Genomic DNA, 13,752 nt, shown 5'->3' with positions numbered 1-13,752 from the left:
AGAGTCCAAAATGGGTTTTTCTATAGCCTTGTTCGTGCTGCGCCATCATCCCAGGCCAGGGTGATTAATCAGGACTCCCTTGACATCGGGATATCGATTGATATCTTGAATAAGTCTTTAGAGATTCAGTCGAAAAACGATGCAAACAGAAAAGGATGCAACCCATGGCCAACCCAAATATCCCGGGGTTTGAGATCAAAACAACTGCGCCCGTTGGATTCGAACACGAGCCCGACGCAACCTCCGGCTACTGGCGCCACCGGCCACAGAACACGTTGCCTACGCATGATTTCATCGGCCCTTATGCACGGCACCGACCCTTGCCGACCCCCGGCGTGGAAAACCGCAAAGCCTATATCATTGGCGGCGGTATAGGCGGTTTGGCGGCTGCCTTTTACCTGATCCGGGATGGCCATATGCCGCCCGAAAATATCACCATTGTGGAAGAGATGGAGGTCGAGGGAGGTTCCATGGATGGTGCGGGTAACCCTGAGGATGGCTATATCGTCCGCGGCGGCCGCGAGATGAATTGGAACTACGACACGCTGTGGGATCTATTTCAGGACGTGCCCGCAAGCGAATTGCCCGAGGGGTATTCGGTGCTGGATGAATACCGCATGGTCAACGACAACGACCCGAATTATTCCAAAGCCCGGTTGATGCGCAATTGCGGCGAAATCATGGATTTCACCGATTTTGGTCTCTCGAAATATCAGCAATGGGAAATGATGCGGCTGATCCTCAAACGCAAAGAAGACCTTGATGACATCACCATTGAGGAATACTTCAGCACAGGTTTTCTTGAGAGCAATTTCTGGTCGCTGTTCCGCAGCATGTTCGCCTTTAAGAACTGCCATAGCTTGTTGGAAGCCAAGCTCTACATGCACCGTTTTCTTGACTCCATTGATGGGTTTGGTGACATGTCGGTGCTTGTTTTCCCGAAATACAATCAATTCGATACCTTCATCAAACCGCTGGCCAATATGCTACGCGACAAGGGTGTAAGCGTTCAGCTTGGAACCCGTGTGTATGATCTTGACATGACCCTGTCTGCCGGTCAGAAGACCGTCACCGGGCTACGGTGTGTTGTGGCGGGGGAAGAGCAGCGCATCGATGTGGCCGACGGCGATCTGGTCTTTGCGCTCACGGGTTCAATGACGGAAAACACCGCCTATGGGGACATGGATACAGTGCCGGAGTTGACGGTGGGCCGCCATGAACCGGGCGAGAGCAGTGGGTGGGACCTCTGGAAAAATCTCGCCCTAAAATCCCCAGTCTTTGGCAAACCAGAGAAATTCTACGGCGACGTAGATCAGTCGATATGGGAGTCCGCCACGCTGACCTGTAAGCCCTCTCCTCTGGTGGATAAGTTGGCGGAACTGTCAGTCAACGATCCCTATTCGGGCCGAACTGTGACGGGTGGTATCATCACCTTTACGGATTCCAATTGGTTCCTGAGCGTCACCATCAACCGTCAGCCGCATTTCCCGGAGCAGCCGGACGACACGCTGGTGATTTGGGTCTACGGCCTGCTGATGGACAAGGACGGTAACTTTGTGAAAAAGCCGATGCCGCAATGCACCGGCAAAGAAATCCTCGCGGAGCTGTGCCACCATCTCGGCATCGAAAGCAAGCTTGACGACGTCGCGGCCAAGACAAAAGTGCGTACCGCGCTCATGCCCTATATCACCGCGCAGTTCATGAAACGTGCCAGAGGCGACCGACCACAGCCGGTGCCGGAGGGCTGTACCAATCTGGGCCTGATCGGGCAGTTCGTCGAGACTCGCAACGACATCATCTTCACTATGGAATCTTCGATACGAACCGCGCGGATCGGAGTGTACAAGCTCCTCAACATTCCCAAACAAGTGCCGGACATCAGTCCAACGCAATATGACATCCGCAATATGATCAAAGGCGCGCGGGCGTTGAACAGCGGAAAGCCTTTTATGGGCGAACGTCTGTTGCATCGGGTCTTGGACAAAACCTATTTTGCTCATATCCTACCGCCTCTACCTGAGCCCGAGAGCTCTAAACATGAGATGTTTGCGCAGGAGGTCGGAGAGATCTTGGGCAAAGGGGGCGAGGCCGTTAAAGGAGTTGGGGCTTGGATTTCCAAGTTCCGAGACAGCTTCATCGGCAAGGACAAGTAACCCGAACCATACCGGCGGCGCGCCTGTTGAAAGGATTTAAGAATGACACACGCGGCTCGCCGTCTGACCCGGCATGAACAACAAGAGCAAACCCGCGTCCGCCTCATCGAGGCTGCAGATCGCATGTTCGCAGAAGGTGGCATCAACGCCGCTTCTCTGCGCAGCCTCTGCGAACGCGCGGGGTTTTCCCAGGGGGCGTTTTATTCGAACTTTGCTAGCAAAGAGGACCTCCTGCTCTCCGTTTTGGAGCGCCATATCCAACAGGAAGTTGCCCTCATGCAAGGGCTGGTATCCAGTTCAGATCGCGATGACCTCGACGAAGCGTTGGATCGGCTGGCGCATCGCTTGGCGGAGATCGCGCGGGATCCACACTGGTCGCTTCTATCCATCGAATTACAACTTCATGCCCGACGCGACCCGCAGTTTGCAGTGCGCACTGAGCAAGTTAAAGCGGCGAGTCTTGGTGAGTTCACCACTCTGTTGGAGGGTCTCATTATTCGTTACCATTTGACCCCGGCCATCACCGCCCCTGATCTAGCAAGAGGCCTCTACGCACTCTGGTCCGGTCTAGCGTTGCAAGGCTCAATCAAAGAGGCGCTGCCGAGAGATCAGGTGTTTCTCTCTTTTCTACGCAACATGATCGGATCGCCGCGAACTTAATACGGGTTACGGCTCTGGAACCAAAACCTGGGGACCACTCGGCTCCCTTAAGTCGAAGTGGTCCCACGAGAAAAAGGGGGGGCAGTTCAGATTGAACTAGCCCCTTAGCGCATTAGACGCTATGCGCGGCCCCATGGGCCTGCGCTAAAACAATCCCATTGCCCACGCTGCCATAAACAGCACCAGCGAGAAGCCCCACATCCACCACAGCGAGTAGCGGATGTGCCGTCCCAGATCCAGTCCAGCCAAGCCCAGAGCCAGCCAGAGCGCCGGAGAGAAGGGGCTGATAAAGGTACCAATGATGTTGCCGATGGTCAGCGCATAGACCACCTCGGCAGGTGCCACGCCGTGATTGCCGACGACCTCCAGTGCTACCGGCAGCAGGCCGAAATAATAGGCGTCGGTGCTCAATACTAGTTCCATGGGCAGGCCGAATACACCCAGGACGATATGCAGCATAGGTACCATTGATTCAGGCAATACCCGCACCAGGTCCTGCGCGATGGACGAAAGCATGCCGGTACCGGTAAATATCCCCAGCATTGAACCGGCAGCCAGAATGATCATGCCCATGCTCAGGGCCGAGGGTGCGTGTGCCGCCATGCGGGCCATCTGCACCTTGCCGCCTGGATAGTTGATCAACAGGGCGGCGGACAGACCGATCATGAAGATGTAGCCGGCAGGCAGCACACTGGTGAACAGCGAGACGATTACCAGCAACAGCAGACCGGCATTTATCCAGATACGGCCGGGACGCTGCAACTCAAGCTCTGCGGCGGACGCCTCTTGCAGAACTTTGAAGCTGTCTACCGGTTCGCCCGGATCGGCGTCGCTCGCAGCGGCCGCGATGCGGCGTTTCTCCCGCCAGCCGAGCAGCGCGGCCATCGCCACTAGCAGTACCGCACCGAAGATTTGAAGCGGAATCAACCCGTGCCATAGCTCGGTCACGTCGATGCCTGTCACTGCGGAGGCACGCCCCAATGGCCCCGCCCAAGGCACCATGTTCAGAATGCCGGCTCCGAGCGCCAGTAACAGCAGCATCAGGTACGGACTCATGCGCAGTTCCTTGTACAACGGTAACAATGCAGGGATTGTCAGCAGAAAGGTGGTTGCGCCCGCGCCGTCCAGGTGGGCCAGCATACCGATCAGCGCCGTGGCCACGGTCACGGCGATCACGTTGCCGCGGGTGACCCGTACCATCGAGTTGATAATGGGGCGGAACAGCCCGGTATCCTGCAGCACGCCGAAAAAAGTGATGGCAAACACGAACATGGTGGCGATGGATATGACCCGCCCCAGGCCTTCAGTGTAGAAACCTGAGATGGCCTCTGGCCCGAAGCCCGCCGCGAGCGCACCCAGCAGCGGAACCACGATTAGCGGCAGAATGGGGGACATACGTCCGATCAGTAGCAACAATACTAGGCTGCCAATGGTCAACAGGCCGATTAGGGTCAGCATGCCGAGATCTCCTCTTCTTTTGTAATTGTGTAAAAACGGGCAGGGAGCGTAAGGGATGAAGCTTTCATGAACCTTAACCATGGCGACTCGGCAGCAGCGGGACATGGATGCCATCGCAATCTGCAGTCACCGGCTGCTGGTTCAATATCCTTGCAACGAACAACGGGCGCTGGATGAGCTAAAAACCTTCCCGCCCCCTTTGCTATCTGAACTTTTTACGTTTGCGCGCATCTTTCAGGTGCACGCTCAAGCCGCTTGCTTGAACGTTGATACCCCCGGAGATGTAATGCCAAAACACCCTACTGAAGCCCAACAACGAGCCATACTCAAGCGGCTGGATAAGTTCAGCCGCTTCACTGACAGCAGCATCGGCCTGCCTTTCACCCGGTTCAAGATTGGGGTCGAGGCCATCATTGGTCTGGTGCCGGGTATCGGTGACCTGATTGGATTGGTGATGTCGGGCTATGTGCTGCTGGAGGCGCAGCGGGCAGGTGCGAGTAATGACGTGAGGCGGCGCATGCTGCGTAATATAGGCATCGACTTTGTTGGTGGTCTGATACCGGTGGTGGGCGATGCCTTTGATGCCGTCTACAAAGCCAACACGCGTAATACCCGATTGCTGAGGAACTATCTGAACGCGCAGCTTGCAGTAGAACCGCCGCCGTCTTCTTTTCCCTGGAAAATATTAATTGGTTTGTCTGTCCTGTTCGCTGGGATCGCGGGTGGCTTGATGTTTCTCTTGTAAACGCGGGTGGAAAACAGAGCAGACTAAACTGACTCTTTGTTCCGGGGCATGCGCTCACCCTCGTTAGTTCCTGTGTTGGCGGTACATAGCAGGGCGAGACTCTTGCCGGGCTGAATATGATTTTGGTTAATGCGGTCGCGGCCCTGAGCGCTGGCGCGAATATGCTAAGGTCTGGCTCACAGGCTAGTGAACGCCGGGAATACCGAGCGCATGCTGGGTGGTGTGCCGCCATCGAAGGAAAGCCGTGGCATTGGCTCCTATGAAGGGGAGCATAGAGATCGGCAGGTAGAGATTGCAGTGCAACTCTTCCAGGCGATGGGTATCGCGCGTGACGACAAAGACAAGCGTCAGGACTGGATCTTGCGCGGGTTCCGGGGTAATCCCCCCATTCTTAGCGGGGTTCAGAAGTAGAGTCAGGCCACCATGGCCAACTTCTGTCGCGGCGTGATGCCACCCAAGGCCATATTTGGCCGTTCGTTATTGTATGTCCATAACCAACGTGTCGCGAAGTCCTGGACCTGCTCAATCGAGTCGAACAGATAGTGCGACAGCCAGTCATAGCGGACGGTTCGGTTGTAACGCTCGATATAGGCGTTCTGTTGCGGCTTGCCTGGCTGGATAAAGCTGATAGTAATGCCACGCTTTTCAGCCCAGGCAGCCAGCTTGCCACTGATGTACTCGGGGCCATTGTCGCAGCGGATCTGGGCTGGTTTACCGCGCCATTCGATGATCTGGTTCAAGGCTCGGATAACACGCTCAGCCGGCAGTGACAGATCAACCTCTATACCCAGTCCTTCGCGGTTGAAGTCATCCAGCACATTGAACAAACGATAGCTGCGACCGTCGCTGAGTTGGTCGTGCATGAAGTCCATGGACCAGCATGCATTGATTGCTGAAGGTACTGCGAGTGGTTCAGGCTTCTCACGTACCAGGCGCTTACGGGGCTTGATGCGCAGATTCAACTCAAGCTCTCGATAGATGCGATAGACCCGCTTATGGTTCCAGCCAAAGCCCTTCACGTTGCGTAAGAACAGGAAGCACAAGCCAAAGCCCCAGTTGCGCTGATTGTGGGTCAGGCGCAATAGCCAGTCGGCGATCAGCGCGTTCTCAGTGCTCAGCCGGGCCTGGTAGCGATAGCAGGTCTCGCTGATACCAAACAGAGCGCAAGCCAAGCGTATGCTGGCCTTTTTATCGCTAACTGCTTTGTGCGCCATCTCGCGACGGTGAGACGGCTTCACCTCTTTTTTTCGATGGCTTCCTTGAGGATCTCAGCCTTGAGACGCTCCTCGGCGTACATTTTCTTCAGCCGTCGGTTTTCGTCTTCAAGCTCTTTGAGCCTGGCCATCATGGATGCATCCATGCCGCCGAACTTGGAGCGCCATTTGTAAAACGTCGCACTGCTGAATCCGTGCTCGCGGCAAAGCTCAGGAACCGGTACACCGTTCTCGGCTTGCTTCAGGATTGCCAGAATCTGGCTGTCGGTAAAACGTGATGTTTTCATGCAGAATCTCCCTGCAAATAGCTTACGGAAAATTCTACTTCTGATCACCGCTGTTTTTCGGGGGGATTACCCCGGCAGTTCGATGCGCCGGTATCTATCGTGGTGACCTATGACCGGGTTTTGCGCGAAGGCGACATTGCCCAGTTCGATTGTGGCGCCTTGGTCAATGGTTTGGTGAACGCAGCCTGGTCGCGCGGCCTGGGCTGTGTGGTGAACAGTCAGGGCATCATGCACTCGCCGGTGGTTCGCGAACATGCCGGCATTCCTGAAGATCAGGTCATCATGATTTGTGTTGCCATAGGCTACCCGGATGAAGAGTTTCCCGCCAACGCGGTGGTATCCAAGCGTCGGTCGGTGAGTGAGGTGGCGACCTTTGTTGGTTTTGATGAGACAGTGTCGTAGAAACAGTAGGCATAGGATAAATGGTTGAAGACTGGAATGGGGCCAGGTTTAACCGGCCCCGCAATTGACTCATCTGGTAATACTGCTCACCAGTTTCGCGCAGAAATCCTCGGTAATATTCAACCTAAATAACGTCTGCAATATCCCAGGTAACTCTTCAGCAGCGATCAACTGCTCCTGCACTAGCTGGTTAGGCAGGAAGGTTTTCAAGCGTAAACCGGTCAGTGCATAGCGAATGGTCGCGCCGTTGTATTGCGCTACCATTTGCTGGGTAAAGGGTGAGTCGGGGTGGGTCGATACGTAGTAGTTGTGGTGGGCAAAGTCGTCCCGATAGTAAGGCTCATCGCTGAACTGATAGATATTGAACCACCCGTCGTGGCGCCAATATCGTAATACCCAGTGATGTGCCACACGATCCAGACGGTAGCGCCAGGCATCCTGCATAACCTGATTCCACGCCTTCAGTTCGATCGGCTCGCGTGGCCCGACATTACCCACGCCAACATCTACCAGCCAGTTGCTGCCATTCAGGTCGACGTTCAATAACGTGTGACCGATGGCGGTCATCTCCTGCTCGCTGATACCCATCAGTATTCGTGCACTGCGTCCTGCCACCGCAAAGCCCAGGCGTTCCAGCACCGCTGCGAACAGAGTGTTGTGTTCGTGGCAATAACCGCCGCGACCCTGGCTCACCAGTTTTTCCTGTACCTGCAGCAAGTCGATATCAATGCTTTCACCCGCAATGATGTCGAGGTTTTCAAAGCTGATGGCGTCCAGGTGTGCCCGTGTCAGTGCGCGCAGGGTGGGTAGGGTAGGCGCTAGCGATCCCTGGTAATCAATGCGCTGCAAATAGGCTCGCAGATCCAGTTTGGCGGACTCCCAGGTGGCGGAAGGGTGGGTGCTCAGGATTTGAGGAAATGACGTCATGGTTTTGCTCCACCAAAGTGAGCCGGGTAGCTAGAATGGTCGGGAGTCTAAAAGGTAAAGTTAACTTGAGGTCAAGTTGCTTTTTCTTTATGCCGTTGTTTGGTACCAATGCATTGATACTGATCAAGCCGAGGTAGGGCGTTTCGGGGTTTAATTGGACCATACCCACAGCCTGAGGTGCTTATGGCGCTGCACAAGACCCATCAATGGAATCTAGGCTATTTCGTCTTTGCCTTCGCCTTGCTGATGCTATTTCAAGGTTGGTGGGGCACCCAGCGGGCAACCGTCACTCTGCCCTATAGCGAGTTCCTTGAGCAGGTTGAACGGCGCGCCCTGACTGATCTGGTTATTGGCCAGCATGACATTCAGGGTCGTTTTGTCTCACCGGCGGGCGCCCATACGCGCTTTGTTACCCAGCGGGTTGATACTGATCTGGCGGAGCTGCTGGCGCGTCATGAGGTGGTATTCCGCAATCGGCCGAGTAGTACCTGGTTGAGCAATCTGCTGTCCTGGCTGTTTCCAATGCTGCTGATCATTGGTTTCTGGGTGTTCATGTTCCGCAATATTGCCAACCGTCAGGGCCTTGGCGGTATGGTCAATATCGGCAAGTCGCGAGCGCGCGTGTATGTCGAGCGTGATACCGGGGTGACCTTTAAAGATGTGGCTGGTATTGATGAAGCCAAAGCCGAGTTGCAGGAAATCGTCTCGTTTCTCAAGGATCAGCCCCGCTACGGCCGTCTAGGCGCGCGTATCCCCAAGGGCATCCTGCTGGTCGGCCCGCCGGGTACGGGTAAAACCCTGGTGGCCCGGGCGGTAGCGGGCGAGGCTGGGGTGCCGTTCTTTTCGATTTCCGGTTCAGAATTCGTTGAGATGTTTGTTGGCGTGGGCGCGGCGCGGGTTCGCGATCTCTTTGTTCAGGCCCGCGAGGCCGCGCCCTGTATCATCTTTATCGATGAGCTGGATTCCCTGGGCAAGATGCGTGGGGCTGGCCAACTGGGCGGCAATGATGAAAAGGAACAGACCTTGAACCAGTTGTTGGCTGAGCTGGATGGGTTTGATCCGCGCGAAGGAGTGGTTCTGCTGGCAGCCACGAACCGCCCTGAAGTACTGGACCCGGCCTTGATGCGGGCGGGTCGATTTGATCGGCAGGTGGTTATCGACCGCCCAGACCGGGTTGGCCGTGCGGCAATTGTGCAGGTTCATCTGAAGCGAGTTATCTGTGATGCCGACATAGATCCGGACAAAATCGCTGGCCTGACGACTGGTTTTACCGGTGCTGATCTTGCCAATCTGGTCAATGAAGCAGCGATCGTTGCCACAAGGCACGATGCCGATAGTGTGGGCATGGACGATGTCACCCAGGCCATCGAACGTATTGTGGCCGGTTCCGAGCGCCATGGCCGGCTGCTGCAACCGCATGAAAGAGAAGTAGTGGCCTATCATGAAATGGGCCACGCCCTGGTGGCGGCGGCGCTGCCCGGCATGGATCCGGTACACAAGGTATCCATCATCCCGCGCTCAATTGGCGCGCTGGGTTATACCCTGCAGCGGCCAACTGAAGATCGCTACCTGATTACTACCCAGGAGCTGAAAAACCGTCTTGTGGTTCTGCTGGCTGGCCGCGCTGCGGAGGACGTAGTGTTCCAGGAAATCTCTACCGGCGCTGCAGATGATCTTGCCCGGGTAACCGATATTGCACGCCAGATCGTCACCCGCTTTGGTATGTGCGCAGAGCTAGGTCAGGCGGTTTTTGAACGGCAACCATCGCGCTTTCTGGGTGACACGCCTGACGTGAGTCTGACCCGCGACTACTCCGAAAAAACCGCAGAGAAAATCGACCTGTCGATCAAACAGTTGATAGACAATGCCTACCAGGAGGCGCGTACCCTGCTGGAGCAGCGACGTGACTTGCTTGAGCAGGGTGCACGCATGCTGCTTGAGCAGGAAACCGTCACGCCCGAGCAGTTCCCGGCCTTGATCGGCGAGCCTGCGCCCTAACCCCAATGCAACGGCCCAGGTGAACAGCGAGAAAACCAAGGCTTGTGATGCCCCGTGATAGGGCGTTATCGAGCACATGCGTCTGCCGTGAATCTACATGCGGTGCATATACACAGGCGCGGTACTGAGTAAAACTCCGTTGCGGGCGGTCCATAGTGCGTCGCCTAACCAATTTGAGGAGTTTTTTGTGAGCCGATCCACCCTGTTTCGCTTGGTCGCCTGTGTTGTTCCCCTGTTAATAGTGGGCTGCGCCCAACAGCCCGAGGTACCGGTGCGCAGCGCCGAGCCTTTCCGCATCAGCTACACTGTTGGGCCTTGTTACGGCACTTGCCCGGTGTATCAGGTGGCGGTTCAGGCCGATGGCTTTACCTACTTCAATGGTGAGCGCCACACCCTGATTGAAGGGCCGCGGCAGCGCAAGAATCAGACGGGTGTGTTTCAGACAGTGCAAGCGCGCCTAGCTGAATGGCAGCCGGCGATAGGCGTAACCCAAGCGACCCAGGATTGCGAACCGCGCGCAACCGACCTGCCCGAGTACGCCGTCATCTGGACTAATGCAGCAGGAGACAAGGCGGTGCTGGAACACGACACCGGTTGCCGTTCCGAGAATGCCCGGCAGTTGACCGACGCACTCAAAAGCCTGGATGGTCTGCTGGGTGTGGATGCTTGGGTTGGGCCCGCTGCGCGCTAATGTGAGCACGTTCGATCTCATGGTCACGATGGCGCTGGCCGAGGGTTAGCTGCCTCAAATCCCCGGTCGGTGCCGTCTGGCCGGGCACCCACTGACGCCAAACACTATTTTATTTTCTCAAATGCCTATCGGTATGGGGCAATAGCTACCTTTCTTGCTTTCTTTTTAATACAATGCGAATCGTTATCAATATTATGCGCATTAATAAGGAAGCCCGTCATGCCTGCGTCACCCTCGCTCATCCGCTCCGGTTCCGTTTTTGCTGTCCATCCCATGGCGACCAGGCGGCCGCTGCGTCTTGCGATCCATTTGCTGGCCATCGGCGTTGCTTGGGCAGTACTGCCCGCCTGGGCACAGCAGGCAGATACGGCGGACGCTGAAAGCTGCGTGGCGCTGGATTCCGTGATTATTACCGGCTCTCAGAATTCGGCTGTTACCGAGGGTACCGAGTCCTATACTGCTAGAGCTGCGCGCACGGCTACGCCGCTGAGCCTGTCACTGCGCGAGACGCCACAGTCGGTTAGCGTGGTTACCCAGCAGCGCATTCAGGATCAGGATATGCAGACGATCCTGGATGTGGTTAACAACACTACCGGCGTGTCGGTCAATCGCTACGAGACCGATCGCGCCCAGTTCAACGCCCGTGGTTTCGAAATCAACTCGTTGATGATTGATGGTGTGCCGACGGTATGGGAACAGCCGTGGAGCTCGGGAGAAATTTTCAGCAGTCTGGCCATGTACGATCGTGTTGAGGTGGTGCGCGGTGCCAACGGCCTGATGGCAGGGGCGGGCGATCCTTCTGCCTCGCTGAATCTGGTACGCAAACGCGCCAGTAGCCGTGATCTCACCGGCTCAGTGGAGCTGAGTGCTGGGAGTTGGGATACCTTCGGCACCACGGGTGATGTGTCCTTCGCGTTGAATGAGGCGGGTACCGTGCGTGCTCGGTTAGTCGGCGATGTGAATGACGGCGAGAGCTGGATTGATATGAAATCCACCCGCCGCGAAACCCTGTACGGCACCATGGATATCGATCTGACGCCTGACACCACCTTATGGTTTGGTCTGAGCCGTCAAGACAGCAATTCGGATTCTCCGATGTGGGGTGGTCTGCCAATCTGGTATGCGGACGGTGGCCGCACCGACTGGAGTCGTTCGAAAACCTCGTCCGCTGACTGGAGCCGTTGGGATAACAGTTACGAGACCTATTTCATTAATCTGGATCACACCTTTGCCAACGACTGGCAGCTGAACCTTGGCTATAACCGTGGCGAACGCACGTCCGACTCTTACCTGCTGTACTTATTTGGCAACCCAGGCAGGAATGGCAGCTCTGCGATGGGCGCGTTCCCCGGCTCGTACGCCACCAAGTCGGTTCAGGATGATTACAGCATCCGCCTCAACGGCCCGCTTGCGCTGTTCGGGCGGGATCACGAGTTGGCCTTTGGTTACATTCACAGTGAGCAGAAGTTTGATGCCGATAGGCGTGCCGCGTTGGGGGGGACGGTGCCGAACTTCGATGCGTATGACGGCGATTACCCTGAGCCGGCCTGGAGCGGGAAGACGCCTTATAGCTATGGAGATCTGACGCAGACAGGACTTTATGCGGTGACGCGCTTGAATCTGACCGATGAGCTCAAGCTGATTGTCGGCGCGCGCAACAGCCGGTACAAGAAGGTCAGTGACGATACGCCGTTCGACACCCCGTCGCGCATCGACGACAGTGAGCTGACGCCGTACGCTGGCGCTATATACGACCTCAGCGAGAATGTGTCGGCCTATGTCAGTTACACGGAGATATTCCTGCCGCAGTCGGACCGGGATATCACCGCGCAGCAGTTGGCTCCCATCGTCGGCGAGAGCTACGAGACCGGCCTGAAGGCCGAGTTCCTTGATGGCCGCCTGAATACCTCTGCGGCGATTTTCAAGATCAAGCAAAACGGCTTGGGTGATTCCACTGGCATTCCTGTTCCGGGCGGCCTTCCTGGCGAGTTCGCCAATGAGGCGATTGACGTTACCAGCAAGGGTTTCGAGCTGGAGGTGACAGGTGAGCTGGCTCCCGGTTGGAATGTCATGGCCGGTTACACCCAGTTCGATGTGGAAAACTCGGCTGGCGACGCGGCTAACACGCGTTATCCGACCAAGCTGCTACGTACCTTCACCACCTATCGGCTGCCTGGTGTGCTGAACAAGCTGACGCTTGGCGGCGGGGTAAATTGGCAGGCAGATATTCATACCATGGCCGTCAACCCGGCGGGGGATCTGGAGCGTATCGAGCAGGACGCGTATGCGTTGGTTAACCTGATGGCACGCTATGACATCAGCGATAATCTGTCGGCGCAGATCAATGCCGATAACGTCACTGACGAGAAGTACTTCGATATGTTTGATGCTTACGGCGCATTGACCTACGGGGCACCACGTAGCCTCACTGCGTCGGCCAAGTACCGCTTCTGATAGGCGCATGGCAGGTCGGCGTTACTGCTGACCTGCTAATGCTGACTGCGCGATAAGCCTCAACGACGTGCCGCACGTCCTCGGTATTGCCCTTCTGCACGTTCCGGTAGTGTTTTAACGTCTTGTTCAGATAATCCCGAGCGATGCTTTCCTGCGCGGCGCTGTCCGCCTGCCAGATCTGTTCGCCCAGGGGGCTGATGGTCTTTTGATCGGTGCTCCGTTCGCGGTTTGCCGATACCAGCAGCACTTCATAAAAGCGCTGGTTGTCCTTTATCAATATTTCCTGTGTTAGGCGAAAATCCAACGAGATGAGCTGCTGGCGCAAACGGTATTCCTGATGAACCGGGCACAGCAGGAAGTCGAGGTTGGCGTGCGGATGTTGTTGGTGAAGCGCCTTAATAAAATGCGTCATCAGCTCACCGCCCACGCCAGCGACGATGATCAAATGCCTGCCTGCATACTGCGCCAGCGGCAATGCGGCGGTATCCAGGCAGTGCGTATGCCAGTTGCCGGCAGTGTTCGGGTAGAAACGCTGGAGTTTGTCATCCAACTGGCTGATCAGCTCGGGGAGGATATCGACAAAATGGATCTTCGGCGCAGCCTGGCGCGCCAGCAGGGCTGCGCCAAGCAGGCCGTGATCACAGCAGCAATCCCAGATATGCGCGTAGCCGGGTGTGACCATGGATTCGATTTGCCTGAGGCGTTTGCTGAGTTTCAACGCGGTTATCTGTTCCGGGGGCGTGATTTGCCGCAGTGAATGAGG

Annotated in this window: 11 protein-coding genes and 1 pseudogene; 8 read left to right on the top strand and 4 right to left on the bottom strand. The window is 56.3% G+C overall.

Annotation, left to right across the window (positions count from 1 at the left end):
* The first annotated feature begins 164 nt into the window (after positions 1 to 164).
* Together K787_RS0119815 and K787_RS0119810 are read left to right on the top strand one after the other, a co-directional pair.
* On the top strand, positions 165 to 2,153 hold the full coding sequence (locus K787_RS0119815; protein WP_022964554.1) for an oleate hydratase: 1,989 nt from the start codon (positions 165 to 167) through the stop codon (positions 2,151 to 2,153).
* Between the two features lie 42 nt (positions 2,154 to 2,195).
* Positions 2,196 to 2,813, top strand: a complete 618-nt coding sequence (locus tag K787_RS0119810; protein WP_022964553.1) for a TetR/AcrR family transcriptional regulator — start codon at positions 2,196 to 2,198, stop codon at positions 2,811 to 2,813.
* A gap of 144 nt (positions 2,814 to 2,957) precedes the next feature.
* On the opposite strand, the gene K787_RS0119805 is transcribed toward K787_RS0119810, so the two are convergent.
* Entirely contained in the window at positions 2,958 to 4,271 is a 1,314-nt protein-coding gene (locus K787_RS0119805; protein WP_022964552.1) for a CitMHS family transporter, read from the bottom strand.
* 286 nt (positions 4,272 to 4,557) lie between these two features.
* Between K787_RS0119805 and K787_RS0119800 the strand changes: the two genes are divergently transcribed.
* Both K787_RS0119800 and K787_RS0119795 read left to right on the top strand, forming a co-directional pair.
* Positions 4,558 to 5,016 (top strand): DUF4112 domain-containing protein, encoded by a 459-nt coding sequence (locus tag K787_RS0119800; protein WP_028615141.1) that lies wholly within the window; start codon positions 4,558 to 4,560, stop codon positions 5,014 to 5,016.
* Positions 5,017 to 5,202: 186 nt separating this feature from the next.
* Positions 5,203 to 5,427: a hypothetical protein gene (locus K787_RS0119795; protein WP_201765131.1), complete on the top strand. Its 225-nt coding sequence runs from the start codon at positions 5,203 to 5,205 to the stop codon at positions 5,425 to 5,427.
* Positions 5,428 to 5,429: 2 nt separating this feature from the next.
* On the opposite strand, the gene K787_RS0119790 is transcribed toward K787_RS0119795, so the two are convergent.
* Positions 5,430 to 6,517, bottom strand: a protein-coding gene (locus K787_RS0119790; protein WP_235801963.1) for an IS3 family transposase whose coding sequence is annotated in 2 segments (ribosomal slippage) — positions 5,430 to 6,256 and positions 6,256 to 6,517 — 1,089 coding nt in all. Because the reading frame shifts where the segments join, the coding sequence is not laid out codon by codon here.
* Between the two features lie 81 nt (positions 6,518 to 6,598).
* Here K787_RS0119790 and K787_RS23895 point away from each other — a divergent pair.
* Positions 6,599 to 6,919: pseudogene (locus K787_RS23895) on the top strand (nitroreductase family protein); the annotation flags it as partial.
* Between the two features lie 69 nt (positions 6,920 to 6,988).
* Here K787_RS23895 and K787_RS0119775 read toward each other — a convergent pair.
* Positions 6,989 to 7,846: an arylamine N-acetyltransferase family protein gene (locus tag K787_RS0119775; protein WP_022964546.1), complete on the bottom strand. Its 858-nt coding sequence runs from the start codon at positions 7,844 to 7,846 to the stop codon at positions 6,989 to 6,991.
* A gap of 189 nt (positions 7,847 to 8,035) precedes the next feature.
* On the opposite strand from K787_RS0119775, the gene ftsH reads away from it, so the two are divergent.
* The 3 genes from ftsH (at position 8,036) to K787_RS0119760 (ending at position 12,989) form a co-directional block, all read left to right on the top strand.
* On the top strand, positions 8,036 to 9,844 hold the full coding sequence (gene ftsH / locus K787_RS0119770) for an ATP-dependent zinc metalloprotease FtsH (RefSeq protein ID WP_028615139.1): 1,809 nt from the start codon (positions 8,036 to 8,038) through the stop codon (positions 9,842 to 9,844).
* Between the two features lie 187 nt (positions 9,845 to 10,031).
* Complete coding sequence (locus tag K787_RS0119765; protein WP_022964544.1) at positions 10,032 to 10,535, top strand: DUF6438 domain-containing protein; 504 nt, start codon at positions 10,032 to 10,034, stop codon at positions 10,533 to 10,535.
* A 219-nt stretch (positions 10,536 to 10,754) separates the two neighbouring features.
* Positions 10,755 to 12,989: a TonB-dependent siderophore receptor gene (locus K787_RS0119760; protein WP_022964543.1), complete on the top strand. Its 2,235-nt coding sequence runs from the start codon at positions 10,755 to 10,757 to the stop codon at positions 12,987 to 12,989.
* Here K787_RS0119760 and K787_RS23890 read toward each other — a convergent pair.
* A complete protein-coding gene (locus tag K787_RS23890; RefSeq protein WP_022964542.1) occupies positions 12,961 to 13,707 on the bottom strand; it encodes a tRNA (adenine(22)-N(1))-methyltransferase in 747 nt (248 codons plus the stop codon). The two genes, K787_RS0119760 and K787_RS23890, sit on opposite strands and share 29 nt — an antisense overlap.
* Between the last annotated feature and the right edge of the window lie 45 nt (positions 13,708 to 13,752).

Origin of the sequence: Halopseudomonas pelagia CL-AP6 (assembly GCF_000410875.1) — a bacterium.
GTDB lineage: Bacteria > Pseudomonadota > Gammaproteobacteria > Pseudomonadales > Pseudomonadaceae > Halopseudomonas > Halopseudomonas pelagia.
The sequence above is the reverse complement of the archived record's forward strand: the minus strand, read 5'-3'. Positions and strand labels throughout refer to the sequence as shown.